The 25,137-nt window shown below is 62.2% G+C and carries 22 protein-coding genes and 1 pseudogene; 7 read left to right on the top strand and 16 right to left on the bottom strand.

The window, feature by feature from the left end; genetic code table 11:
• Positions 1 to 396: pseudogene (locus tag ACHFGA_RS08250) on the bottom strand (hypothetical protein); the annotation flags it as partial.
• A 29-nt stretch (positions 397 to 425) separates the two neighbouring features.
• Between ACHFGA_RS08250 and ACHFGA_RS08245 the strand changes: the two are divergent.
• Entirely contained in the window at positions 426 to 2,357 is a 1,932-nt protein-coding gene (locus ACHFGA_RS08245) for a M13 family metallopeptidase (protein ID WP_394281918.1), read from the top strand.
• Between the two features lie 2 nt (positions 2,358 to 2,359).
• Here ACHFGA_RS08245 and ACHFGA_RS08240 read toward each other — a convergent pair whose 3' ends face one another.
• Complete coding sequence (locus tag ACHFGA_RS08240; protein WP_394281917.1) at positions 2,360 to 2,986, bottom strand: hypothetical protein; 627 nt, start codon at positions 2,984 to 2,986, stop codon at positions 2,360 to 2,362.
• A gap of 84 nt (positions 2,987 to 3,070) precedes the next feature.
• Here ACHFGA_RS08240 and ACHFGA_RS08235 point away from each other — a divergent pair, with 84 nt between their 5' ends.
• Complete coding sequence (locus ACHFGA_RS08235) at positions 3,071 to 4,006, top strand: alpha/beta hydrolase (protein WP_394281916.1); 936 nt, start codon at positions 3,071 to 3,073, stop codon at positions 4,004 to 4,006.
• 16 nt (positions 4,007 to 4,022) lie between these two features.
• Here ACHFGA_RS08235 and ACHFGA_RS08230 read toward each other — a convergent pair whose 3' ends face one another.
• The 8 genes from ACHFGA_RS08230 to ACHFGA_RS08195 all read right to left on the bottom strand — a co-directional run bounded on the left by ACHFGA_RS08230 (position 4,023) and on the right by ACHFGA_RS08195 (position 11,653).
• Positions 4,023 to 4,928, bottom strand: a complete 906-nt coding sequence (locus ACHFGA_RS08230) for a hypothetical protein (RefSeq protein WP_394281915.1) — start codon at positions 4,926 to 4,928, stop codon at positions 4,023 to 4,025.
• A gap of 74 nt (positions 4,929 to 5,002) precedes the next feature.
• Positions 5,003 to 6,058 carry an NAD(P)-dependent alcohol dehydrogenase gene (locus ACHFGA_RS08225; RefSeq protein ID WP_394281914.1) on the bottom strand — a complete coding sequence of 352 codons (1,056 nt, stop codon included), beginning with the start codon at positions 6,056 to 6,058 and terminating at the stop codon, positions 5,003 to 5,005.
• Between the two features lie 42 nt (positions 6,059 to 6,100).
• Positions 6,101 to 6,943, bottom strand: a complete 843-nt coding sequence (locus ACHFGA_RS08220; RefSeq protein ID WP_394281913.1) for a VOC family protein — start codon at positions 6,941 to 6,943, stop codon at positions 6,101 to 6,103.
• Positions 6,944 to 6,947: 4 nt separating this feature from the next.
• Positions 6,948 to 7,229 (bottom strand): RNA-binding S4 domain-containing protein, encoded by a 282-nt coding sequence (locus tag ACHFGA_RS08215; RefSeq protein ID WP_394281912.1) that lies wholly within the window; start codon positions 7,227 to 7,229, stop codon positions 6,948 to 6,950.
• 23 nt (positions 7,230 to 7,252) lie between these two features.
• The gene (locus tag ACHFGA_RS08210; protein WP_394281911.1) at positions 7,253 to 7,888 is read right to left on the bottom strand and encodes a LysE family translocator; all 636 of its coding nucleotides are present in this window, start codon (positions 7,886 to 7,888) and stop codon (positions 7,253 to 7,255) included.
• A gap of 24 nt (positions 7,889 to 7,912) precedes the next feature.
• Positions 7,913 to 8,629 carry an SDR family oxidoreductase gene (locus ACHFGA_RS08205; protein ID WP_394281910.1) on the bottom strand — a complete coding sequence of 239 codons (717 nt, stop codon included), beginning with the start codon at positions 8,627 to 8,629 and terminating at the stop codon, positions 7,913 to 7,915.
• A gap of 126 nt (positions 8,630 to 8,755) precedes the next feature.
• A complete protein-coding gene (locus ACHFGA_RS08200) occupies positions 8,756 to 10,342 on the bottom strand; it encodes an alkaline phosphatase D family protein (protein WP_394281909.1) in 1,587 nt (528 codons plus the stop codon).
• Positions 10,343 to 10,372: 30 nt separating this feature from the next.
• Positions 10,373 to 11,653, bottom strand: coding sequence for a metallophosphoesterase (locus tag ACHFGA_RS08195; RefSeq protein WP_394281908.1), 1,281 nt, complete (start codon positions 11,651 to 11,653; stop codon positions 10,373 to 10,375).
• Between the two features lie 723 nt (positions 11,654 to 12,376).
• Here ACHFGA_RS08195 and ACHFGA_RS08190 point away from each other — a divergent pair.
• Positions 12,377 to 14,641: an ATP-dependent RNA helicase gene (locus tag ACHFGA_RS08190; RefSeq protein ID WP_394281907.1), complete on the top strand. Its 2,265-nt coding sequence runs from the start codon at positions 12,377 to 12,379 to the stop codon at positions 14,639 to 14,641.
• A gap of 817 nt (positions 14,642 to 15,458) precedes the next feature.
• Here the strand turns inward: ACHFGA_RS08190 and ACHFGA_RS08185 are convergent.
• The 3 genes from ACHFGA_RS08185 to ACHFGA_RS08175 are packed head-to-tail and all read right to left on the bottom strand — an operon-like array spanning position 15,459 to position 17,759.
• Positions 15,459 to 16,193 (bottom strand): TatD family hydrolase, encoded by a 735-nt coding sequence (locus ACHFGA_RS08185; RefSeq protein WP_394281906.1) that lies wholly within the window; start codon positions 16,191 to 16,193, stop codon positions 15,459 to 15,461.
• Positions 16,186 to 16,950 (bottom strand): ThiF family adenylyltransferase, encoded by a 765-nt coding sequence (locus ACHFGA_RS08180; protein ID WP_394281905.1) that lies wholly within the window; start codon positions 16,948 to 16,950, stop codon positions 16,186 to 16,188. Before ACHFGA_RS08180 ends, ACHFGA_RS08185 begins: the two co-directional genes overlap by 8 nt.
• Positions 16,951 to 17,009: 59 nt before the next feature.
• Complete coding sequence (locus ACHFGA_RS08175) at positions 17,010 to 17,759, bottom strand: TSUP family transporter (RefSeq protein ID WP_394281904.1); 750 nt, start codon at positions 17,757 to 17,759, stop codon at positions 17,010 to 17,012.
• A gap of 24 nt (positions 17,760 to 17,783) precedes the next feature.
• On the opposite strand from ACHFGA_RS08175, the gene ACHFGA_RS08170 reads away from it, so the two are divergent.
• Entirely contained in the window at positions 17,784 to 18,794 is a 1,011-nt protein-coding gene (locus tag ACHFGA_RS08170) for an AbrB family transcriptional regulator (protein ID WP_394281903.1), read from the top strand.
• Positions 18,795 to 18,816: 22 nt separating this feature from the next.
• On the opposite strand, the gene ACHFGA_RS08165 is transcribed toward ACHFGA_RS08170, so the two are convergent.
• Complete coding sequence (locus ACHFGA_RS08165; protein ID WP_394281902.1) at positions 18,817 to 20,511, bottom strand: DUF885 domain-containing protein; 1,695 nt, start codon at positions 20,509 to 20,511, stop codon at positions 18,817 to 18,819.
• A gap of 120 nt (positions 20,512 to 20,631) precedes the next feature.
• On the opposite strand from ACHFGA_RS08165, the gene ACHFGA_RS08160 reads away from it, so the two are divergent.
• From ACHFGA_RS08160 to ACHFGA_RS08150, 3 genes are all read left to right on the top strand, one after another.
• Positions 20,632 to 21,402 (top strand): NAD-dependent deacylase, encoded by a 771-nt coding sequence (locus tag ACHFGA_RS08160; RefSeq protein ID WP_394281901.1) that lies wholly within the window; start codon positions 20,632 to 20,634, stop codon positions 21,400 to 21,402.
• 53 nt (positions 21,403 to 21,455) lie between these two features.
• Positions 21,456 to 22,706, top strand: coding sequence for an MFS transporter (locus ACHFGA_RS08155; RefSeq protein WP_394281900.1), 1,251 nt, complete (start codon positions 21,456 to 21,458; stop codon positions 22,704 to 22,706).
• Between the two features lie 68 nt (positions 22,707 to 22,774).
• The gene (locus tag ACHFGA_RS08150) at positions 22,775 to 23,857 is read left to right on the top strand and encodes an ROK family transcriptional regulator (protein WP_394281899.1); all 1,083 of its coding nucleotides are present in this window, start codon (positions 22,775 to 22,777) and stop codon (positions 23,855 to 23,857) included.
• Positions 23,858 to 23,860: 3 nt separating this feature from the next.
• Here ACHFGA_RS08150 and ACHFGA_RS08145 read toward each other — a convergent pair whose 3' ends face one another.
• Positions 23,861 to 24,442: an HAD family hydrolase gene (locus ACHFGA_RS08145; protein ID WP_394281898.1), complete on the bottom strand. Its 582-nt coding sequence runs from the start codon at positions 24,440 to 24,442 to the stop codon at positions 23,861 to 23,863.
• Positions 24,439 to 25,137 (bottom strand): Sir2 family NAD-dependent protein deacetylase (locus ACHFGA_RS08140; protein WP_394281897.1); only part of this gene is annotated, 699 nt, incomplete at its 5' end. The genes ACHFGA_RS08140 and ACHFGA_RS08145, both read right to left, overlap by 4 nt.

Raw genomic sequence — 25,137 nt, 5'->3', positions numbered from 1 at the left:
CAGGTAGAAGAATATATGGTTGTCGCCGAAGGCCATCACTGTACCGGAAGAGCTATCGACAAGATCGTTGTAGGCGCGCACCTGCCGCCTTAAGGTGCGCTCCGGGTCATCGGTCCACTCCGTACTCGCCGCTAAGACCGTCGCGCCGCCGCAGTTCCAGCCCTGGCCGGTCATGGCGTAAGGATCCACTTCGCACACGAGGTGCTCGATGGGTTCTGTCCACTCCGAATAGGCCGAACTCAGCTCAACTTTCTCCCGCACAGCTGGCGGATCCGGCAACGCCCACACGGCTAAAGCCGGAGCAGCAAGAAACGCCACTACCGCTGCCAGTGAGGCCGCGAACAGGCGGCCTGTGCGGCGCGGACCGAAGCGATAAGAAGGCGAATACGAAAGCATGGACCCAGCCTAATAGTTAGAGTGGAGACATGAACGATCTCTATCAATTTGTCAACGGACCCTGGTTAAAGTCCCACGTCATCCCCGACGACCGCGGTGTCGACGGCACCTTCCACAAACTGCGCGATGACGCCGAAGCAAACGTGCACGATATCGTGGCCGAAGGTGACGGGCTCGCCTCCACCTTGTTCGCCTCCTTCATGGACACCGACGCAATCAACAACGCCGGGGTTGCCCCGCTTGACGACGATTTCGCCCTACTATCCGTCGCCGATATCGACGAATTCGCCGCCGCATTGGGCAAGCTCGAGCGCGTCGGTGTGGGTGCCCCGCTGACGTATTTCATTGAGAAGGATTCCCAGGGCGAGAACTCGGTCGCCTACTTGGTGCAGTCCGGTCTGGGGCTTCCCGACGAGGCCTATTACCGCTCCGAGTCCCACGCTGAGACGTTGGCCGAATACGAAAAGCACGTGGCGGAGATGCTGGGATTCTTGGACCCAGAGGTGCTCTTCGGCCTGCCCGTGGAGGCCGCTGCCACCCGCATCGTGAATATGGAAAAGGAGCTGGCCGCCGGCCACTGGGACGTGGTGAAGACACGCGACGCAATGGCCACCTATAACCCCACCGACATCTCTGAGCTGCCGGGGATTATCCAGACCATGCTGGCGGGATCCGGGCTGACCGAGGGCCGCGTGATCAACATGATGCCGTCCTTCACCGACCACCTAGCCCGCCTGCTACGCCCCGATAACTTGGCGGACTGGCAGCTGTGGGCCACCTGGGCCATCCTGCGCTCGCGTGCCGGCGTGCTGGCGGAAGAGATCGGCGCGAAGAACTTCGAGTTTTATGGCACCACCCTCTCCGGTGCAACGCAGCAGCGTGACCGGTGGAAGCGCGGCGTCGGGCTTGCTGAATCGCTGGTGGGCGAAGACATCGGTAAGGAGTACGTGGCACGTTTCTTCCCGCGTGAGTCCAAGGAAAGCATGCTGGAGCTTGTGACTTACCTGATCCGCGCCTACCGCGAACGCATCTCCCAGCTGGAGTGGATGACGGAAACGACCCGCGTGCGTGCCACCGAGAAGCTGGCGCAGTTCAATGCGAAGATCGGCTACCCCGACATTTGGCGCAGCTTCGATGCCTTGGAGTTCAGCCCGGCGGGCGCGCACGTGGTCGACAATGTGCGCCGCGGCGCCGAGTTCGAGCACGACTACCAGCTAAACAAGCTGGGCCGTCCCGCCGACCGCGACGAGTGGGTGACTACCCCACAAACCGTCAACGCCTTCTACAACCCGGTGGTCAACGACATCACCTTCCCGGCCGCGATCCTGCAGCCGCCGTTCTTCGACCCGGAGGCCGACGCCGCCGAGAACTTCGGCGCCATCGGCGCGGTGATTGGCCACGAAATCGGCCACGGCTTCGACGACCAGGGCTCCCGCTATGACGGCCTGGGCAACCTGAATTCCTGGTGGACCGAGCAGGACCGCGAGGCTTTCGACGAGCTCACCTCCACGCTGGTCAAGCAGTTTGATGGCCTGATCCCCTCCGTGCTGGAGGGCAAGGAAGGCATCGACGGTGTCAACGGTGAATTCACCCTGGGCGAAAACATCGGTGACCTGGGCGGACTGGGCATCGCGGTAGTGGCCTACCAGATGTATCTGAAGGACAAGGGCCTGGACAACGGCCCCGAGCAGCCCTTCAACGTCGAGGGCGCCGACCCCGCCCTGTACGAAGAGGAATACACGGGCATGCAGCGCCTCTTCCTCGCCTGGGCGCGGGTGTGGCGCACCGCCATCCGCCCAGAGATGGCGGAGCAGTACTTGGCGATCGACCCACACTCACCCGCCGAGTTCCGCTGCAACGTGATCGCCGCGAATATCGACGATTTCTACGAAGCGTTCCCCACTATCGACGAATCCTCGCCGATGTGGATCGCCCCGGAGAACCGCGTCACCATCTGGTAGCGCTAGCGGTCCATCCAGGAGAGCTCGGCCAGGACACGCTTGTCCTCCGGGTTCTCCGGCGGCCAGCCGGTCAGGCGCATCCTTGAGGTGGTGTGACCCCTCGCGATTTCGCGGCCGGGCACCAGCAGGTTCGGGATGCGCAACAGGAAAGAGCGCGGCTTGTCGTCGATAAGCACTGTTCCGACGGCACGCTGGCGGGTGTACTCCGAGATCTTTACTGCACCGACGCTGGACAAATCCTCGTCGGTGCCGGAGCCGCGCACGTCGACGGCAGGGCCGGAACCGTTAGAGTATTCGGCACCATTGTCGGCCTCGAGGATCACGCGGATCACCTCGCGCACCGCCACCGCGTTCGAGGTCAGCGGCGCTACATAGCGGGTGCCCAACACCGGGTGCTCGGTGGCGGTGAACAGCGCCTCGGGTGCCTCGTCGGTCTCCGTGTACACGGTGGCGAACTGCATCAAGCGCCGCTCCATGTCGTGGCCGATGTGAATTTCGATCCCCACTTTGCCGTCCGGGTCGACGAAACGGTAGGACCCCAGCAGGTCCTGAATCGCGCCGAAATGGGCAACAATCGATTCCTTGGACGGGTCTAGTTCGACATCGTAAATTTTTGCAACACCACTCATGTCTTACTCCTTGAGGTAGCTGAGTCAGCGCGGACGTGTTGCTATTCAAATGTACCCCTCCGCAGTCGCCTACGCTAAAGAGCTATGACTCCTCCACCGAAACTAGAACCGGGCGACCCCACCAATGACTACCCCATCAACGAGCAGGGGACCGCAGAATTCAACGTCGGGGGCGTGCGCCGCACCCTCCCCGAGGACAAGCAGTTGGAACAGTTGGTGTCCTATATGGACGCCACCTATCCCCTGCCCGAGTTCACCCCACCGTGGAAGGGCGGCGCTGGCGATCCGGCGCCCGCTGATCGTTACACGGCTCTGCTGCCGGACCGCATCACGCACGCCGCGATGTTGATGCTGGGCTCTGCTGTCGACCACACCATGCCGGGGGTGGCGTTTTCCGAAGGTGTAGAGACCACTGAGGTGCCGCTGGGATCGTCGTTAAGCGCGGCCCAGTTCACGCCTTCGGAGCCGACCGGGCGCTGGGCTGTGTCTTTGCATTCGGGTGGTTGGTGGCGCGGCTCCGGCAACGCGCTGGAGCATTCCTGGCGCCCCGAGGTGGCTGCGGCGGCGCAGCTGTCCGGCACCACGATCCTGGATGTGGACTACCCGCTGCTGCCCGAAAATACCCTTGACCAGGTGCGCGACGCGGTGCTGCGCGCCATCGAATTCGCGCGTGAGCAGGGCGCATCGTCGGTGACGGCGTGGGGGTATAGCTCCGGTGGCGCGCTGGCTGCGCTGGTGGCCGACAAGGTTGACGCGCTGGTGCTGACTTTTCCGGATCTCGCGTCGGTCGCAGCACTTCCCGACGAGCTACGCGCCGGCCTTGAGGTCCCGGAGGCCACGCAGTGGCCAAAGACGTTCTTGCAGGTAGCGCTTAACGACGAGGTGGCCGCACGGCCGGAGCTGGGTGACGCCGCGGAGAACGTGCAGGTGGCTGAGTACTACTCCACCCACCGCATTGCTACGCCCGCGGTCAACCGCGCCAAAATCAAAGACGCCGCGGAATTTCTCCGCGGCGTCTGATGGAAGGGCTGGCTGCTTAAGGCAGTGCCGACATTGGCACATCCGGAAGCTGCAGTTCCGGAATCTGCGGCAGCTCAGGCAGCACGACCTCCGGTGCTCCGGTGGGGACCAGCCAGTCGCGTGGGATAGCGTTGCTGATTTCGTTCGGGGTGTTCGGAGGCAGCGCATCCACGACGCGCTGCGCCGGCGCCTGGATTGGGCCGACGGAGCTGGTCAGCGGCTGGCCTGGAGCGCCTGCTCCGCCTGGCTGACCGCCGACGAAGCCACGCACGGCATCGTCAGTGTTTAAGGATGCAGGACCGTAGGTGATGGCTGCGACGGTAAATCCGTGGCCGTAGCTTGCGGTCGCGGTGATCGAGGTGCGGTCATCGGACCAGCCGAACTTGGTGCCCTGGACGCCTGGCAGGCGTGAGGTGCCGTAGTTCTGCGCGAACCCATCTGCCGCGATAGGCGCTGCGCCCGACATTCCGCGGAGGACCGGTGCTGCCACGGGGTCTGGCTTGATGGCCTCGATGAAGCGGGCGACGTCGACCGCAGAGGTGCGCGAGTAGCCCCAGTAACCGGAGGAGTGGGTGGATCCTAGGCCGAACTGGCGGGCGACATCGTTGATCGCGTTCGGGTAGGCCCGATCGAGCTGGGTGGCGATGTTGTCATCAGAGACGCGCAGCATGTGCTCGACCTGAGCCTTGTGCCCTGGGGCACCGTGGTGCAGCACCCAGTAGCCGAGGTAGAGCTTGGCCAGGCTGAGCGCCGGGCGCGATTCGTGCCCGTTGGGCGATGCGGCAACCCTGCCGTCGGAGTAGACCACGGCCAATGAGGTGCGCGCGGGCACTCCTGCCGGGTTCAGCGTCATGGAATTGGCGGCAGGCACCAGGCCGAGCGTGACGACGAGGGCGAGAAAAACGCCGACTAGTTTCCTCATGGTGTTCGCATCCTCACCTATTTTAGGTTTCATCAGAAATCGGTTCCGTGTGAGTATAGCCCAAGTGCCCTGTTCTAGAGGAAGTTTGAGATTGTTCGCGCATCAATGACGAAGCGGTAGCGCACGTCGGAGGCCACTGTGCGGTCATAAGCGTTGTTGATGTAGTCGGCATCGATGACCTCGATTTCTGGGGTGACATCGTGGTCCGCGCAGAACTGCAGCATCTCTTCCGTTTCCGGGATGCCACCGACGAGGCTGCCGGAGAGTTTGCGGCGCTTGCTGGTAAAAGCGCGCGCGGGCACCTGAAGTGGCTCATTCGGCAGGCCCAGCTGCACGAACGCGCCGTCAAAGCGCAGCAGCTGCATGTACTCCGCCACGTCCAGGTCCACAGAGACCGAATTGAGAATGAGATCGAAATAGTTCAGGTAATCGTCGTTAAGCCCCTGCGCGGTGGGGATGAGCTCGCACGCGCCGAAGGCCAGGGCATCCTCGCGCTTGCGGTCGGAGTGGGAAAAGACGGTGACTTCCGCGCCCATCGCCACGGCGATCTTCACGGCGACGTGGCCGAGGCCGCCCATGCCGACGATCGCCACCCGCTTGCCAGGCCCCGCCCCGAAGTGCTTGAGCGGTGAATACGTGGTGATGCCCGCGCACAGCAAGGGTGCTGCCGCCGCCGAATCGAGCTCCTCCGGGATGCGTACGACGAAAGCCTCTTTCGTAATGATCTCGCGGGCGTAGCCGCCCTGGGTGTACACGCCGCCGGCGTATTTGTTCTCCGCGCCGTAGGTCATGGTGGGGCCGTTGTCGCAGTAGGACTGCTCGCCGGCCTGGCAGGGCGCGCACTCGCCGCATGAATCGACGAACACGCCCACGCCGACGCGGTCGCCCACCTGGTGGCGGGTCACTGCGGACCCGACATGGGTGACGCGCCCCACGATCTCATGGCCTGGGACCAGCGGATACTTCCGCGGGCCGAACTCATCGCGCACGGTGTGGATATCCGAGTGGCAGATCCCGGAATAGTCGATGGCGATGCGGACATCGTCGTCACGCATCTCGCGGCGGTCGATGGTCATTGCTTCCAACGGGGCGCCGCCCGAGGGGGCACCCCACGCAGTCGTTGTATTCATGCTTTTAAGATACGTCGAACAGCGCGCGGGTGCCGGCGTGCACTACAGATCCAGGATCGAATCCGCCTCGCTGAGCTCCTCCTCGTAGACGGGCTCTGGGGTTTCGCACAACATGACGGTGGCGCCGGTGGCGTCGCTGACCAGCAGCAACGGGCCGAAGGATGATTGTTCGGGCCCGCGGATGATCTCGCCGCCGAAGTCCTTCACCAGGCGCGCGGCTTCTTCGATATCGCGTACTCCTAGGTAGGACTGCCAGAAGCCGGGGACCTCATTGGGGAACTGCTCGGTCGCATCCCACAGGCCGGCGAAGGCTGCGCCGTCTTCGAGGATGAGAGAGTAGCCGTCTTCGGTAGCGGTCTCCCAGTTGAAGAGGTTGCGGTAGAAGTCCGCGGCCTGCTCGAAGTGGCCGGTGGCCGTGTACTCGTGCCACACCGGGGTACCGGGTTCGCCGGCCGCGACGAAAGCGTCCTCGCCTGCGGGCTGGATCAGCCCGAACAAGCCACCGGCGATGTCGGAGCACAGTGCCATCTGGCCCAGCGAGACCTCCGTTGCCGGGGAGAGCACGCGCCCGCCCAGCTCTTCCACGCGCGCGCTATCGGCCGCGATGTCGGCGGAGAGGAAATGGGTCACCCACGTGTCCGGGCTGGTGGATTCATGCGGCTGCTGGATGAACCCTGCCACGGGCAGGCCCTGGAGACGGGCGATGGTGTAGTCGGAAGAGACGTCCTCATCGCTGCTTGCGACTCCAGCCGCAGCCTCATCCCCGCCAGCGCCGCCGATGTCCCACCCCAGCAATTTGGCATAGAAGTAGGTGGATTTGCGTGGGTCCTTGGTGGACATGTCCACCCAATAGGGCATTCCTGGACGGGCTTCAAAAGCTGGCATGGGTTTAGAGGTTCCTCCACTTTTCGGGGTCAAAGTCATCGTTTGCGGTGCGCTCGTCGAAATAGTCGGCGCTGTCCGCGTCGGTGGTCACGGTGGCGGTGACGCCGCCGACGGTGACTTGGTCGCCAACGTGCAAGGTCAGCCCCCGCTGGGTGGCCTGTTCGCCATTGACCAGCACTTCGCCGGTGGCGATGAGTTCTTTAGCGTGGCCGCCGGTGTCGACCAGGTTGGCTAGTTTGAGGAATTGGCCGAGTTTGATGGAATCTCCGTTAATCGCAACGTCCATAGTGCACCACCTTAACGGAAAACTCAGGCCAACAGAGCCATCGCGCCTTCCACCACCATCCAGATGCCCAGCGCCACAAAGATCACGCCCGCCAGCACATCAATCACCCAGCCGTAGCGCTGCAACGGCTTTGCCGCCATGGTGATCAGAAGTGCGAAGCCCACGAACCACACAACGCCCACCACCGCGAGCGTGATCGCGACGACCGCCATCCAGCCCCACCCCATGTCCGGGCGCACAAACTGGGCAAACACCGCCCCGAAGAACAGCACCGCCTTAGGGTTAGAGAGGTTCGTCGTTACGCCCAGCCGGAACGCGCGTGACGACGACATCTCTGGCGCACGCACCACATGCGCAGCGTTGACACCGCGGGACTGCAACCCACTGCGCACCGACATCGCGCCCATCCAGATCAGATAGCCGCCACCCGCCAGCTGGAGCACACTGAGAATCTGCGGCACCGCCTGGATCAGCGCGGACAGGCCCAAGAGGGAGGCAACAATCCAGATGGTGTTGCCCACCATGATGCCCAAGGCGCAGGCCACACCGTTGGCGCGCGACTTGGCGCCAATACGGATGATCTGGAACAGATCCGGGCCCGGGCTAGCAATCGCGACGATCCACACACCGATCAAGGTGAGAAGGGAGGCAGTGGTCATGCGCAGGAATTTTAGCCTACGAGACTAAGCCTGGTCCCTTGGCATGATGGTCATCGTGTCGATGTTGACGTGCTGCGGCAGGCTAGCCACCCAACGCACCGCCTCCGCAACGTCGTCAGCGCTGAGGTTGAGCTTGTCCTCGTAGACGGCGTCGGCACGCGCACTATCACCTTTGAAGCGCTTGCGGGAGAAGTCAGTCTGCACGCGCCCCGGATCGATCTCGCTGATCCGGATCGGGTTATCGGCTTCCTCAATGCGCATCGCACGGGTCAGCGCCCGCACGCCGTGCTTCGCGGCGTTATAGCCCGCACCGCCGGCATAGGGGGTGAAGCTGGCCATCGAGCCGATATTGATGATCTGCCCTTCCGCCTCAATCAGCTTCGCGTACAGCGCCTTGGTCACGCGCACCAGGCCCAACACGTTGACCTCGTACATAAACCGCCAGTCGTCCTCGTCGGCATCACGCACCGGATCCAGCCCGCGGGCCCCGCCGGCATTGTTGACCAGCAGGTCGACACGATCAAGCTTATCGACGAGGGCGTCGACCGATTCCTGGCTAGTCACATCAAGCTCAACGGCAATCCCGCCGATCTCTTTTGCCACACGGGTGATGTTGTCCACGTTGCGGGCCGCAACGTACACGGTCCACTCATCCTTGGCTAGAGCACGCGCAATGGCCTCCCCGATTCCTTCGGAGCCGCCGGTTACTACTGCGATCTTTTTGTTCTGTGTATTGGTCATGTGCCCCAGCGTAGCGGAATGTGAACTGCGACACAGGGGCTGAGCTGGGCAAGCCGTTCCTCGAGTAAATGAAAGTGCCTCGAAGCCCGCAGACGAACTGGCTTCGAGGCACTTTCTTCTCACCTATTACGCAGCTGGCAGGGTCTTTTCGTAGAGCACATTGCCTTGGGTGGTAATCATGCGGACCGCGAAATCACGCGTCTCAGCGTTGATGTCCACTTCCCCAAAGTGCTGAATATCATCCAATGGGGACTGATCGACAAAATCCGGCCCGTGGAAGAAATCCACACGCGGGCCGAAAGTGGAGTCCATCTCATTCGGTCCGAAGCCGCCTGCATTCAGCGGGCCAGCGACGAACTCCCAGAAGGGGGAGAACTCCTGGAACGAAGCCCGATCGGGGTGATATTCGTGTGCCGCGCAATAGTGCACATCGGCGGTCAACCACACCACATTAACCACGTCTTTAATGTTGGCTAGCACGTGCGCGATTTCAGATTCCCGGCCCACAGGAGCACCAGGGGTACCGGAGGCAACACCTTCTTGGAACTCGCCGTCCGGAACGATAATGCCCAGAGGCAGGTCGTTGGCAATTACCTTCCACACAGCGGTGGATTTGTTTACTTCGCTTACAAGCCAGTCGCGCTGGGCCTGACCAAGAATCCATCCTGGTTCAGTGTTGGTCGTGCTGTGCCTGGTGTTGTGATCCTTGTAGGTGCGCATGTCCAATACGAAGACATCGAGCAATGGGCCATACGAGATCTTGCGGTAGATTCGGCCATCCACCGCCATGGTGTTATCCACTGGCTGCCACTCCTGGAAGGCCTGGTGGGAACGCGCGGAAAGGATGTCCACATCGCGCTCTGTGTAGCGTTCATCATCCAAGATTTCACCGGCGTACCAATTGTTGGTGGTTTCGTGGTCGTCCCACTGGACGATTTGCGGTACTTGGGCGTTAAACGCCTTGTAGTGATCGTCGATAAGGTTGTAAGCATACTGCCCACGGAACTCATCTAAGGTCTCTGCCACCTTGGATTTTGCTTCCGTGGTGACGTTGCGCCAGATCCGACCATCAGGTAGCACCTTGGTCTCCTCGATGGGATTGTCCGCGTAGACCACGTCCCCGGAGTGCAAGAAGAAATGCGGATTGCGGTTGGCCATGGCCCGGAAGCCCACCATGCCGCCAATATCTGGATTAATACCGTAACCCTGGCCAGCGACATCAGCCGACCAGTGGAAACGGATATCGGCAGCCTGGGTAGGCGCAGTACGAAACGTGCCAGCGACTGGCTCAGACCAGAGGCCCGTCTCAAGATCTTCTAGATGGACGCGGTAAAACACGTCCTGGCCAGATTCTAGACCTTCAAGGCGAAGCGAGCCTGTGCCATCAGTGTCGGGGGTGAGAGGTACTTGTGAGTAATGCAGCCGGGGATTAGCGAAGGACTCGGTGGCCGCGGTTGTCACTGCCATCCGCACTGGGCGGTCGGCGCGGGCCCAAATAATGGCGCCGTCTGCGCGCATGTCACCAGAGGAAACGCCGTGTGTGATTTTCGGACGATCCGGGATTAGGCCACCGAAAGAACTGGACCCTGAGCTGAGAGAACTTAGTGCGCCTGAAGAGCTTGACGACGAGAGCGCGCGGGCACTTGCGGGAAGAGCCAAACCAGCGGCCGAAAGGCCAGCTACGGAGAGAAATGAACGACGGGAAAGACTCATGGGAGACTCCTTTACTGTAATTGGTGAGTTTTAGAACGACGAGGAGAAGTTACTGGACAGGCCACTGGAGAGCTGTGCGCTACCAGCAGTGTCATCAGGAGCGGGAGCAGGTTCTACCCCATTGACGTAATCAGGAAGAGGGAGAGGTTCACTGATCTTTTGGGCAGCGGGGTTCATGTCAATGCCAAGTTCACGGGCCCAAACAATGCGCGTGCTTTCGTATACGCGCTCGGTATTCTCATTCAATTCAAATACGCGCGCACCACGTAAAGTGTGTTGGTCCCAGGTACCGTCATTTAACCCGTAGGGACCAAAACCAGTCCCGGGACCATAGCCAAGTTCGACACCAAAATAATTACCCACGTAGGTATTAATATGGTCGTGGCCGCAGAAAATGCCCTTGACGTCCCCGCGCTGCAGAACCGCAGCATACATACCCGAGTTGAACGCGCCGACATAGACACCTTCGTGCTTCACACCCACAATTCCGTGGGTTTCTACTGCCTTTGCATGATCTGCTTCAGAGTTATTGTATGGGCCGCCGAACCACATGTCACGGTGCTCGTAGAGAGGGATATGGAAGTACATGAGACCAGGAATCTTCCTGCCATAGCGCGCTTCCAACGCCTGTGATTGTTCTTCGTACCAGCGGATCTGGTCAGGGCGCAGGTAATCGTATCCAGGAATTTCTTCGCGATTTTGCCCATTGATTGTGTCTTCTACATAGCGGCCCGAATCTAACATCCAGATAGCGAAAGCGGCATCGCTTGTTGTAGAGCCTGCAACCACAAGATTCGTGTTGGATTCGCCGTATACATCGGTGGCAGGGGCGTTCATGTTGAATTTGTACTGGCGCAAGAAATCAAGCATCACGGGCTCGTAGGCTGTGGTGGTGCCGTCATCTGTGGAATCTTCGTCGTGGTTGCCAAAAGTGACTGCCCAAGGAATACTGCGATTTTCCATGGGAAGCACCACGTTGTTCAAGGCCTGGAAGACCTGCTGGTTATTGCGTGGTCCGCTAGTGATGACGTCGCCGTTAATGAGTGCAAAGTCCGGCTTTTCTTGGTCCAGTGCCTTTTCCATGAACTCAATGGTGCGACGGTCCGTGAGATGGTCATCCTGGGTGTCATTGAATTGGATGATTTTGAACTTGCCGTCCGAGTTAAACTTCAAGGCCGGCTTACCGGCAGTGGTCGAGGCGGATTGCGCGCGGGCTGCCGGCGTCAATGAGCCAAGGGCGACAGCCGCGCCGATAACAGAGGTGCCTGTGAGGAAGGTGCGCCGATTTATACCGCTGGGTTGATCTGACATGTCTACTCCTAGGTTCGTGACAAAGTGATGACGAAAGCTGCATCACGAGGCCAACCCTAGGAGCGCGGTGTGTACTAAATGTAGATACAAGATGAACTTATAGCATATTTTTCATACCTAGTTCAGCAGACAGATCACAGGGGAATTATGCCCCCAGAGTGGGCTGTTGCCGTTCCCACGCCCTGGCCACGAAAGGGCGGGGTAGGCGCCCATTTCGACAAATACCTCTGAACATCACTCCGCACGCACAAGCAATCTAACGCGCTCAAAAACCATAACGGCAACGACAACAATGGCAGTTAACGCGAGGTCAAAGACGAGAGCTTGGTCCCGGTTCATAGGATCAGCCACAAGGAACCCGGCGCAGACAACCCACACCCCGAGAAGAACCGCCGCTAGCGTAGCCATCGTTCGCGTCCCCCTATCCGTTGCCGGAAGGAAACGAAGACCATGGACGCAAAGAGCTAATGCTAGAAGTACTCCCATCGTGATAACTAATGGGCGTGAACCCGAACTGGTCAAGCCTAACGTCCGGTTCACTATTAACGGTATAAACAGAATGACCACTAATGGGATGAAATCAATTTTTCGACTCACAGTGCGCATCACTACGTCACCTCACATCATTTCCCTTGATGCATTTAACAGCGAATTCCTATCACTGATGCTAATCTGCCGTGCATCTCTCCGGAAGGGTGTGGCTCTTTCACTACACTCACAGCCATGTCTTTCAACCTCGACGCGATCGACACCGGCCTTCCCGTGGCTGGTGTCATTGACCAGCTTCCCGCAACCGGCCCCCTCGTCGTCGAGGCCCCACCTGGCACCGGTAAAACCACGCTGCTGCCTCCAGCGATCAGCAATATAGCCGGAAAAGTACTGGTCACAGCCCCGCGCAGGGTGGCGGTGCGGGCGGCGGCACGCCGGCTGGCACAGCTGGATGGGTCACAGTTGGGCGACCGCGTCGGCTATTCCATCCGCGGCGAGCATTACGACGCCTCCCTGGTGGAGTTCGTCACCCCAGGTGTGCTGCTCAACCGGTTGCTGCGCGACCCCGAACTGACCGGCATCGGCGCTGTCATCGTCGATGAGGTACACGAACGCCAGTTAGACACCGATCTGGTCCTCGCCATGGTCATGGAGGTCGCTGCCCTGCGCGAGGACCTCTACCTTGCCGCCATGTCCGCCACCCTCGACGCCCAAGCACTAGCAGAACACATGGGGGCCGCCGTGCTGTCGACAGAGGCCGTCACCCACCCTCTTGACATCAGCTACCATCCGCACGAGGGCCGCGCCCGCGGGACCCGCGAGTTCTACCAGCACATCGCAGACCTTGCCGACACTTCTCGATCCACCGAGCGGACGCTAGTCTTCGTGCCCGGCGCGCGCGAAGTGGACCTAGTCTGCCAGGCACTCCCCCACGCAGCACCCCTACACGGCCGCCTCACCAGCAAGGAACAGGACGAGGCCCTCAACGGCGATGCACCAGTGGTCGTGGCCACCACCATCGCCGAATCCTCCATCACCGTGCCTGGCGTGCACCGCGTGGTTGATGCCGGCTTGGCCCGCGTCCCACGCCGCGACGCCGCCCGCGGCATGACCGGCCTGGTCACCGTATCGACCGCCCGCTCCAGCGCCGATCAGCGCGCCGGCCGCGCCGGACGTCTCGGCCCCGGCACCGTACTGCGTGCCTATTCGCAGGACGATTACCAGCACTTCGCACCCGAGATCACCCCGGAGATCGCCACCAGCGACCTCACCTCCGCGGCACTCACCTTGGCCGCGTGGGGCACACCCCGCGGCACCGGCTTACCGCTTATCGACGATCCACCCGCCCCTGCCATCCGCGACGCCGAGAAGGTGCTTCAAAATCTCGGTGCTGTTGACGAGGCCGGACACATCACCGATCACGGCACCACCCTGGCCCGCATGCCTTTAGATCCGCGTCTGGCATCGGCGCTGGTGAAACATGGTGCCGGTGCCGCCAACACCGTCGCTGCCCTGGCCGAGGGATTATCGGGCGATTTGGATCGGGTACGCGCCCCGAAACGGCAGGTAGAAAGGTTGGCACGCCTCGTCGATAAGCAAGGGCCTGCACCTGCCGGTGATGTCGTGGCCAGCGCTTTTCCGGGCTGGGTGGGAAAGCGTGTCGGCGAGGAGTACTTGCTAGCGGCGGGTACGCGGGCGAAGCTCGACTCCTCCCTGGCGGGCATGCGATCGTCGGAGTGGATCGCCGCCGCTGAAGTGCAGCTCACCGCGCGCGGGGCCATCATCCGCTCGGCCGCGGCTTTAGGCGGGGTGCCCGAAGACCGCGTTACTGAAGAAACGCGCGCCAGCCTAGATGGTGGCAAGGTGCGGGGGCGCAAGGTGAAGGCAGTCGGGGCAATTGAGCTGAGCTCAACGCCCGTGAAGCTCTCGCCCGCCGAGGCCGCGGAGGCGCTCCACGACGTTGGCCTGGAGCATTTCACTTTTTCCGAGAAGGCCCAGGCGCTGAAGGACCGCATGGACTTCGCCCACCAACACCTAGGCGAGCCGTGGCCCGATGTCGCGGAGGGCGACTACTCACCCGAGATCATGCAGTTGGCCAAGGGGTCGTCGATAAGCGCGATCGATATGTATCCGGCGCTGCAACGCCAACTGCCCTGGCCGGAGGCTTCGCGTTTCGACGAGCTGGTGCCCGCCCGCCTGAGTGTGCCCAGTGGGTCCAACCCGCGGATTTCTTATGGGACTGGGAGGCCCATTGTGCGTGTCAAGCTGCAGGAATGTTTTGGCCTGGCCACCTCGCCGGAGGTGTGCGGGGTGCGCGTGCTGTTTCACCTGCTGTCGCCGGCGGGTCGCGAGCTGGCCGTCACCGATGACCTGCGCAGTTTCTGGGACGGGCCCTACCAAGACGTACGCAAAGAGATGCGCGGGCGCTATCCCAAGCACCCTTGGCCTGAGGATCCCTGGACGGCCCAGGCCACCGCGCGGACCAAGAAACGGATGTAGGGACGCGGCGGGGCGGGGGCGCTTCGGGTCCTTTGTCCTGTTCCGCAAACCGATATAGTCCTCGGTATATAGTGCTCCCCTTTCCACAAAGCGATATAGTCCTCTGCCCATAGTGCGACTAACTTGTTGAAAACCTATTGACAACCCGCAGTATGTGGCGAGGACTATAACGGTTTGCCAATGCACTCGGTCCAGATCGGGCCGGCGGCTGGTCCCTGCCACCAAAACCGCAGGACGCCTGCAATGCAGGCAGGTGCAGGTTATCAATCAGCTGCAATTACCAACCTGCACGTATGAGACTTTGCTCGGCCAGTCGTCCAAGACCTCAAGATGGTCAGGCTCAAGGCCCCAGGGCCACAAACCGATATAGTCCTCGGTATATAGTGCCTCTTTTTCACAAACCGATATAGTCCTCCGCCCATAGTGCGAGTGGACTGTTGAAAACCTAATGGCAACCCGCAGTATGTGGCGAGGACTATAACGGTTTGCCAATGCACTCGGTCCAGATCGGGCCGGCGGCCGGCAGCCTCCAACAAAACCGCAGGACGCCTGCAACGCAGGCAGGTGCAGGTTATCAATTAGCCGCGATTGCCAACCTGCGCGTATGAAACTTATCCCAGTCAGCCATACAGGGCTTCAAACTTGAAGGGGCGCGGTCTGGTGTTCGTAAACCGATATAGTCCTCCGCCCATAGGGCGACTAACTTGTTGAAAACCTAATGGCAACGCGCAGTATGTAGCGAGGACTATAACGGTTTGCGGGAAGGGGCAAAGGGTACCGGCGCAATGCCGGCACAAAACTGACTCGCCTGGGTCCTCTACGCGAAGAGGCGCGCCTCGTTCTCCGCGATCACGGCGGCGATGTTTTCGTCGCGAAGTTCGGTCAACTTTTCAATGACGCCGCTCAAAGAGGTCGAGACTTCGTCGGCAAGCGAACGCGGGTCGTGGTCGCCGGGGCCGCTAGGCAAATCGGTCTCCAACAGCAGGCGATCCGCGGGCACCTGGGAAACATAGGCCCGGCCGCGCTTGGTCTCGAGCATGCGCGGGTTGATACTGATGTGGCCGCCGGTGCGGATGTGGCGGGTGAGTTCGTCGCTGGTGCCGGAAAACCAGTGGATGATCGGCACTACGCCGCGTTCGACGACGCGCAGATCCTCGAGCACGTCGAGGACAGCTGTCACGGAACGCACGGCATGGATCGAAGCCACATATAGCGCGCCAATGGAGGAGGCTGCGTCGCAGGTCAGCGCCATCACGCGACGAAACACGTCCACCTGCAGGTCAGCGGAATCCTTGTGTCGGGGTGCGAAATCCAGACCCACCTCGCCCACGAAGCGGGTCTGCTGCAACGCCGCCTCGAAGGCATCGAGCCCGCCGTCATCCACGTACCACGGGTGGTATCCCACCGCGCTGCGCACTCCAGACACGGCTTCGAAGTCGGTGGGGCGAACGGTCTGGGCGACGATCTCCACATCGCGGGCGGAGAGCTCGTCGATAAGCGTCCTGCGCGAAGAAGCGGGCAGAAAGTCGAGGTGGAAGTGGGTGTCAAGCATCGGCGGTTTCCTTGCGCATGCGCGGGGCGTTCGGGAAAGGCTCCAGCCCGGTAAGGCGGCGAATGGCCACACCGGCCATCATCTGGCCCATGATCGGCGGCATGTAGCTCATCGATCCCAGCGTCTCCCCTTTCGTGCGCGCGCCCGGATTGGCCACACGCACCGGCTCCTCCGACGAGTACAGAACCTCGATGCCGCGGATCCCGCGCACCAGCGCCTCGTGGCGGATCACTTTGGCCATCGGGCAGTTCTGCGTGCGCCGGATCTGGGCGACGCGCAGGTGCGTCGGGTCCAGCTTGTTCGCTGCGCCCATCGCGCTGAGCAGGTGAATGCCCCGCTCAGCGCACCACTGTGCCACGGCCAGCTTCTGCGAAATGGTGTCGATACAGTCCAACACATAGTCCGGCCGCGGCAGCGCACTGAGCACATCGGACACGTTGTCGGGCATCAGTTTGATGTCGCGGACGGTGACCTGGCAGTCCGGATTGATCTCATGGATCATCTCCGCCATCACCTCCGGCTTGCGCCGCCCCAGCGTGGAACTAAACGCCAGCGCCTGCCGGTTAATATTGGACTCTTCGATCACGTCGCAGTCCAGGATCACCAAACACCCGACCCCGCCGCGCGCCAGCGCTTCCGCACACGCCGACCCGACCCCGCCGAGCCCGAGCACCAGCACGGTCGCCCCGAAAAGTTGCTCCAGACCATCCTCCCCGAGGATGAGTTTCAGCCTGGCATGGCGCTCGCTGTAGCGCATCCGCTTCCCCTTTATGCTTAACGACGATTTCTCGCGCAACTAAGCATACTTAGGCCTACTTAGGCCGCCCACTCCTGCCATCCCAAATACACACTTAAAACAACTACCAAGGTCAGCAGCGCATAGCGCACCAACTTCGCCCCGCCACCCAGCACGGTGCGCGCACCCAGCTGAGCACCCACGATGTTGGCCACCGCCAGGGCCAGCGCCAGGCCCCACTGCACGTGGCCGCCCACAATGAATACCGCCAGCGCGCCCACATTGGTGGCGGTGTTGACCACCTTGGACATCGCCGCGGATTTCAGAAAGTTCTGGGAGAAGATGGCGGTAAAGCCCATGATCAGGAACATGCCGGTCCCGGGGCCGAAGATGCCGTCGTACAGCCCGACCGTTGCCACCAGAATTACGCCCAGCAGTATTCGGGTGCGGCCGGCCACGCCCTCCCCTTCTTCCTGGCCGAAGGACGGTTTGAACGCCACAAAGAGGCCCGCAGCCACGAGTAACACGATGATGAAGGGCCGCATGAAGGAATCGTCGATAAGCGATGCCAACGTAGCGCCCACGCCCGAACACACCGCCGCCACCAGCGCAAAAGGCCACACGTGGCGGGGCACACCAACGCGGCGGACCAGCGTGAATGCCGCCGACGCCGTGCCCGAAACCGCGGCGAGCTTATTCGTGGCCAGCACGCTTGCGGCGGGCATGCCGGTGGTGGCCATGAGCACGGGGATCAGGATCAAGCCTCCACCGCCGATGACAGCGTCCACCCACCCGGCGATGGCCGCAGCTGCGAGAAGAAGGGCAAGCACCCTTTCTAAGATAATGTATAGGCCGTGTTGAGGTGGATTCTGGTCATCGTGGCGTCGTTGGGGCTCGGCGCACTTTTTACCTACCTCAATGTTCCGGCGGCGTGGATTCTGGGCGCGATCATCGCTTCGGGCGCCATGGCGCTGGGGACGGGCCGCGAGCTCAAAGTCGACCGCACCTTTCACCGCTTCGGCCGCGGCATCATCGGCGTGCTGGCCGCGGTACCGCTGTTCGGCATGCCGGGTTCAGAATTGCTGAGTTATCTGTTTCCTGGGCTGGTGGTCGCGGCGGTGACGGTGGGAATCGGCATCGGCGGCGGCCTGCTGCTATCGCGCTACGGGGTCTCGCGCGAAACGGGCGTGCTCTCCATGCTGGCCGGCGGCGCGTCGGTGATGCCCGCGATCGCCACGGACCTTGGTGCCGACGTCCGCTACGTCGCCCTCACCCAGTACCTGCGCCTGCTCGCCGTGTCCATCACCTTGCCGATTGTTGCGTCTTTCCTCGACGCACCCGGCGCCAGCACGATGGCGCTTGACGACGATATCCCCTGGTGGATGTGGCTGATTGTGGCAGCGATCGCACTTATGGGCGGGCCCATCGCGCAGGCAGTCCGGATCCCGGTGCCTAGCGTGTTCGGCCCCTTGATCATCACCGTGCTCGTGTCGCTGATCATCCCCGGTGGCGTGGTCGCCCCACCATTGTTGGGCGTGCTGGCGTTTCTGGCCATCGGGTGGGAATGCGGCGGCGCGCTATCGGTGCCGGCCTTGAAGCGGTTTGCACGTCTGCTGCCAGCGACGATCACCTTCATCATCGTGGTCATGGGGGCGTGCGCGCTAACCGGCGTGGGCCTGATGTACTGGCTGGACATCTCCTACTTTGAGGCCTACCTGGCCACCAGCCCCGGCGCGCTAGAGACCGTGCTGGCGCTCTCCGCCGAGGGCGACGCGGGCCCGGCGGTGATCGCCATCCAACTGATTCGCCTGATCAGCATCCTGGTGATCGCCGGCTACCTGCCGAGGATCCTGCGCCGTATCTAGCCGGGCGGGGCCTGCCCCGCCCTTAACCGTTCAGGATCTCGTCGCGCAGCAGATCCATCGGCATGGAGCCCAGCTTCAGCGCGGCGTCGTGGAACTCGGTGAGGGTCTGCCCCTCAGCCAGAGCGTCGTGGCGCAGGTTGTGCCAGGCACGCTCGCCCAAAGCATAGGACGGGGCCTGGCCCGCCCAACCGAGGTAACGATCCAGCTCGAAGGACAGGTTGACCTCATCCATGGCGGTGTTATCGCGCAGGAAAGCCTTCGCGTAGGAAGCGTCCCACACACCGGTGCCCTCCGGCACCTTCTTGTGCAGGTGCACGCCAATGTCCAGCACCACTCGTGCTGCGCGCAGACGCTGGGAATCCAGCAGCCCCATCTGGAAGCCAGGATCCTGCAGGTAGCCGAACTCTGCCATCAAAGACTCGGCGTAAAGCGCCCAGCCCTCGCCGTGGCCGGAGTGCCAGTTGACGGCGCGGCGCCACAGGTTCAGGTTGTCCTTCTCTGTCAGGGTGACGCCCAGCTGCAGGTGGTGGCCAGGCACGCCCTCGTGGTACACGGTGGACAGCTCCTGCCAAGTGTGGAACACGTTCTGGCCCTTCGGAACGGACCACCACATGCTGCCTGGGCGGGCGAAGTCATCACTTGGCGGGGTGTAGAAGATGCCGCCGGAGCCAGCCGGGTCGATCTTGCACTCCAGAGTCTTCAGTTCCTCGGGGATGGTGAAGTGTGTGCCGTCCAGCTCCTCGAGGGCACGGTTGGACACCTTCTGCATCCACTCCTGCAACGCCTCCACGCCGTCGAGGCGGTAGCGCGGTTCCTCGTTGAGTCGTCGATAAGCAACCCGGACGGGGCAGTCATCGTCGTACAGCGTGCGCGCAAGCTGCTTTTGCTTGCCGACGATCGCGTGGAGCTTCTCGAGTCCCCACTCGTAGGCCTCATCCAAGTCGGTCTGGAAGCCGAGGAAGTACTCGGAGAATAGTTCGTAGCGTTCGCGCCCGAAAGCGTCTTCGTGGGGAGCAAGTGGGGACAGTTCTGTCGACAGCCAGTCCGCCATCTCAGAAAAGGCCTGCTTGGCAGCATCGACGGGTGCGGACTCTGGATCCACTCCGAGCCCTTCAAGCATGCTGCCCTCGTCGGCAAGCTCCTCGCACTGGCTGATCACAGCGTCAATCTGGCGGTGCGCGGCGACGCTGCCTTGGGAGGCTGCCTCGGCTAGGGACTCACGGTAGCCGTGCAGGGAATGCGCCACCTGGGACAGGCGGGCGGCGATGTTGTCCAGCTGCTCAGGAGTATCGCGCGGCATCAGCAGGAAGGTGTCGCGGATGGTCTGCACTGGCGATTCGATGTTGTTCAGCAGGCGCAGCCATTCGCCCTGGTGGTGCAGCTCCAGCTGCAGGCCGAGGCGGTCGCGCAGGATGGCGGCGGTGACATGGTCGATGTCGTCGAAATCATCGTCATCGTCGGACTCATCGGTGCCATCGTTCAGCGCGTCGACATCCGCGATGAGGTCGCGGATGCGGTCAGCGATGGAATCCCAGTACTCGGGCGAGAAGTCCTGGAGCTGGTCGTCATAACCAACCACGCCCAGCTCTGTGGCTTGGGTCGGCGAAATCTCCGCCATGTCGTAGACGAAGTTCTCGCACGTCGCGTCCAACAAAGACGGCTGACGCACCTCGGACATCTCGGATTCGGAATGAAAATCAGAAGACTGTGAAGTCATGGTTAGGAAGTGTAACGAATTCTGTAATGGGTGCCTACTTATATGTCGATAATGCCAACTTTAGACCCCCGTTTGCGCAGGTCACTAGCGGACGAAAGTAATATCACTAGGCTTAAATGTATGACTGGGCACAATAAGGAACTACAAGACTCATTAGAAAAAGCTCATGCCCTAGTGTCCGATGCTCAACATATTGAGGTATTCACCGGCGCGGGCATGTCTGCGGATTCCGGTATCGCCACCTTCCGCGACGCCGAGACCGGGGTGTGGGAAAACGTGGACCCCAACATCATGGCCTCGGTCGATTCGTGGGCAGAGAACCCCGAACAGATGTGGGCGTTTTCCCAGTGGCGCTCCTACCTGGCCCGCCAGGCTGAGCCCAACGCCGGGCATATCGCGATCGGCGACTGGGGCAAGCGCGACGGCGTGAAGGTCACCGTGACTACACAAAACATCGACGACTTGCACGAACGTGCAGGCTCGACCAATGTTGCCCACCTGCACGGCTCTCAGTTTGATTACCGTTGCAGCGTCTGCTCGCGCCCATGGGAGGGTGAGGTGGAGTACCCCACCGAACCTGTCGAGCGCCTCACCCCACCCACGTGTCCCGCATGCGGCAATTTGGTCCGCCCGGGCATCGTGTGGTTCGGCGAGGCCCTGCCGCAGGGCGAATGGATGAAGGCGGAGCAGCGGATGCGCGAGGCAGACCTGGTGGTGATCGTCGGCACGTCCGGCGTGGTCTACCCAGCTGCCGCCCTGCCACTGATCGCACGCGATCGCGGTGTGCCAATCATCGAGGTCACCCCGAGCAGGACGGAACTGTCGAAGATCGCCACTGTGGTCGTCGAGACGACCGCAGCGGAGGGGCTGCCGCGCATTTTCGCCGACTAAGTTCAGGGCATAATTGCAGAACTCGGCGCCGCGTGGCCCTAAAGTAGCTAGGCATGCGTGAGATTTTCGCCGATACGCGCCCACTCAAGGTGCCCGCCTATCGCACCTTGTGGATCGCCAACATCCTGACCCAGCTGGGTGCCCAGATGACGGTGGTGGCGGTGCCGGCGCAGATCTACGCGCTGACCGAGTCCTCTGGCTATGTCGGGCTGACCGGCCTCTTTGGCCTGGTACCCCTGGTCATTTTTGGACTCTACGGCGGTGCCATCGCCGACGCCTTCGACAAGCGCCTCGTCCTCATTGCCTCCACCGTGGGCATGATTGCAGCCTCGGTGGCCTTTTTCGCGGTCACGGTAGCGGGCAACCCGAACGTCTGGGTGCTGCTGAGCATTTTCGCACTCCAGCAGGCATTTTTCGCGGTGAACCAGCCCACGCGCACGGCGGTGTTTCGCTCAATTCTCCCGCTAGACCAACTCGCGGCCGGGGCCAGCCTGAACATGATGGTGATGCAGGCTGGTGCCATCATTGGCCCGCTGGTGGCGGGCGCCCTAATCCCATTCATCGGCTTTTCGTGGATCTACTTCATCGACGTCGCCTGCCTGGTCCCCACGCTGGGTGCGGTGCTCTCTTTACCCTCATTGCCGCCGACCGGAGAGCAGACCGAAGCGCCAGGGTTGCGCTCTATCGCCTCCGGCCTGCGCTATCTAGGGACGAAGCCGGTCCTGCTGATGGCGATGGGCCTGGACGCCGTGGCCATGGTGTTCGGGATGCCGCGCGCCCTCTACCCGGAGATGGCGGAAGTGAATTTTGGTGGCTCCCCGCTCATGCTCTCGCTGCTATATTCCTCCATCGCAATCGGCGCAGTCGCGGGCGGCTTGTTCTCCGGCTGGGTCTCGCGTGTGGTGGAGCAAGGCAAGGCGGTGGTGGTGTGCATCGTGGTGTGGGGCGCGGCGATCACGCTTGCCGGCCTCTTCACCATGGTCAGCCCGCCTGCGGTGACGGTGTGGGCGTGGTTGGTCGTCGCCATGCTCATCATTGGTGGTGCTGCGGATATGTTTTCGGCCAGCCTGCGTAATGCCATCTTGCAGCAGTCCGCCACCCCTGAGATGCAGGGGCGCACACAGGGCGTGTACATCATCATCGTGGTCGGCGGGCCACGCATCGCGGACCTGTTGCATGGCTGGGCCGCGGAGTTTCTGGGGGCAGGGTCCGTCACCCTCATTGGTGGGGTGCTCGTCATTCTTGGTGTGGGGGTATCGGTGCTGCTAGTTCCACAATTTCTGCGTTATAAGAAGCCCAACTAAACCGCTCGGTCTAGAAAACGGGGGTACTGAAAGACAATGCGGTCTACTAATTGTCTAGAATTAATTTCATGCCTTTGTCACGTCCCCCGTTTTCCAGCCCGCGCACCCCTGCGTCGAAGTGCCTGCACTTGATCCGGCTCAACCCGATTACGTCGCGGAGTGAACTAGTAGAGGCCACCGGCCTTTCCCAACCGACGGTCACCCGCGCGATCGCAGCCCTAGTCAAGGCCGGCTACGTCGTCGAGCGCAATGACCTCACCCGCTCCCAGGGACGCGGACGGCCCACCATTCCCCTCGAGTTAGCTGAGCCCCACGGCATCCACGCCGGAATTGCCGTAGGCACCACTTCCACCTACGTGGCCCTGTTCGACCTGAAGGGGCGCACGTTGCGCGACACGGACATCGATATCCCCGTGGCCAACCTCAGCCAGGATGACTTCATCCAGCACATCATGGCGGGCCTCAACCGGCTTACCGCCGGCCTGGACCGCCCGCTGACCAGCGTGGGCGTGACCACCTCCGGTTCCGTCACGCCCGACGGCGTGGTCAACGCGCCCAACCTGGGCTGGCACGATGTAGATATCGCTTCCCAGCTTCGCGAGCAGTTCTCGGTACCGGTGACGGTCTCCTCGGCAGTCCCCGCGATCATCGGCTCAGAGATCCAGTCGACCACCGATGTCGCCGCCCAGCACATCATGACCCTCTTTGTCGACGACTCCATCGGCGCCGCCGTCTCCTCCGAGGACGGCGTGACCCCCATCGTCATCGACCGGCCGGACCTGACCACCGCCGGGCTTATCGACGACATCGGCTCCCCTAGCGTGCGGACCCTCGTCGAAGCGGTCGAGCACGCTCAGGAGGACTCGTCGGCACGCGCCGCTCTGGACAAACGCGCCGAAGCCCTCGGCGAGGTCGCAGCCGGACTCGTGCAGAAGCATCGCCCCACCATCCTGGTGGTTGCGGGCTCCGCTTTCGTCGATGATCAGGCAGGTCCTGGCATTTTCGCACGGGCTGTGCGCGCCACCCTGCCGGACGACCAGACCGTGGAGCTGCGCCTGATCCCCACCCACCGCGAAGTGGTGCGCGATATTGCGCGTGCCGTGGCCCTCGATTTGGTGCTTCGCGAACCGCTCTCGCTAGACACGCGCTAGCAGTCACAACTCCGCGATGTCCGCAACGCTGGTGAACACCCGCCCCTGCAAACCAGCTGCTTTGGCGGCGGCGACGTGGGCGGGGTCGTCGTCGAAAAAGATCGTGTCAGAGGCCGTCGCCCCCATCGCGTCCACCGCCACCGTGTACACCCTGGTATCCGGCTGGCGCACCCCGATATCGCAGGAAAAAATCACGGCGTCGAACTCATCGAGCCACTCCTGGCGCGCGCGGATGCGCTCCGCGATGCTCACCGGAAGATCCCCCAGCACGCCACAGGTATAACCGGCGTCGTGCAGCTTCAGCACCGTATCGACGGTTTCATAGAGCGGGTTCATCAGCGTTTCCCAATCCGCGGTGATCGCGGCCTCCACGTCCAGCTCCGGTTCCCCCGCAAACGCGGCAACCTTCTCCCACCAGTGCTGATCAGAGTGCGCCCCGACCTCATAGGCCGGGCGCAGCTGGTGGTAGGCGGTCCACAGCGCGTCCACGTCCGACACCCCAGCCGCCACTTCCACCCGGCGGCGCCCCTCGGCAGTCCTGCCTTCCATCAGCACGCCGTAGAGGTCGAACAGTAACGCGGTCATATGCCCAACTCTACCCGCGAAAAGCAGGCATACACATCGCAGGCGTCCAGCACAGCATCCAGCGCAGGGGCAAGGCGCGTGCGCCACACAATGTCCACGCGGTGGTCCGCCCGGCCTGGCCCGCCATTGATCACCGCCACCGGCATGCCGCGTTTCTGTGCTTCCAGCACCACGCGGTATCCGCTCATCACCGCCAGCGAAGACCCCAGCACGAGCAGCCCGGTTGAGGCTTCGACTAGGTCGTGGCTTGCTTGTCGACGAGCGCGTGGCACCGCTTCACCGAAGTACACAACGTCCGGCTTCAACCGGGGCGAGCTGCACCGAATGCATGTGATGGTGTTGAAGCGAGCGGTGGTGTCGTCGTCAAGCTCAATGTCCCCGTCCGGGTTGATCTGGTACTGCGACACGTCGACGGACTCGCGGTAGCCGGGGTTGGCGGCGGCCAGGCGCTCGTCGAACTGTGCGCGTGGCTCGCGAACACCGCAGTCTAAGCAGACCACGTTATCCATGTCGCCATGCAGCTCCACTAGGTGCTCGGTGCCGGCGCGTTCGTGCAGGCCATCGACGTTCTGGGTGATCACCCCGCTGATCAGCCCGGCGCGCTCAAGCTCCACAAGCGCGAAGTGGTTGCGGTTGGGGTCCACCGCGCGCATCTGTGCCACGCCGATATAGGCGCGCGCCCAGTAGCGGTGCAG

It is taken from the genome of Corynebacterium sp., assembly GCF_043426755.1.
Classification (GTDB): Bacteria; Actinomycetota; Actinomycetes; order Mycobacteriales; family Mycobacteriaceae; genus Corynebacterium.
Note: the sequence above shows the minus strand (reverse complement) of the source record. Positions and strands in the feature narration are given on the sequence as shown.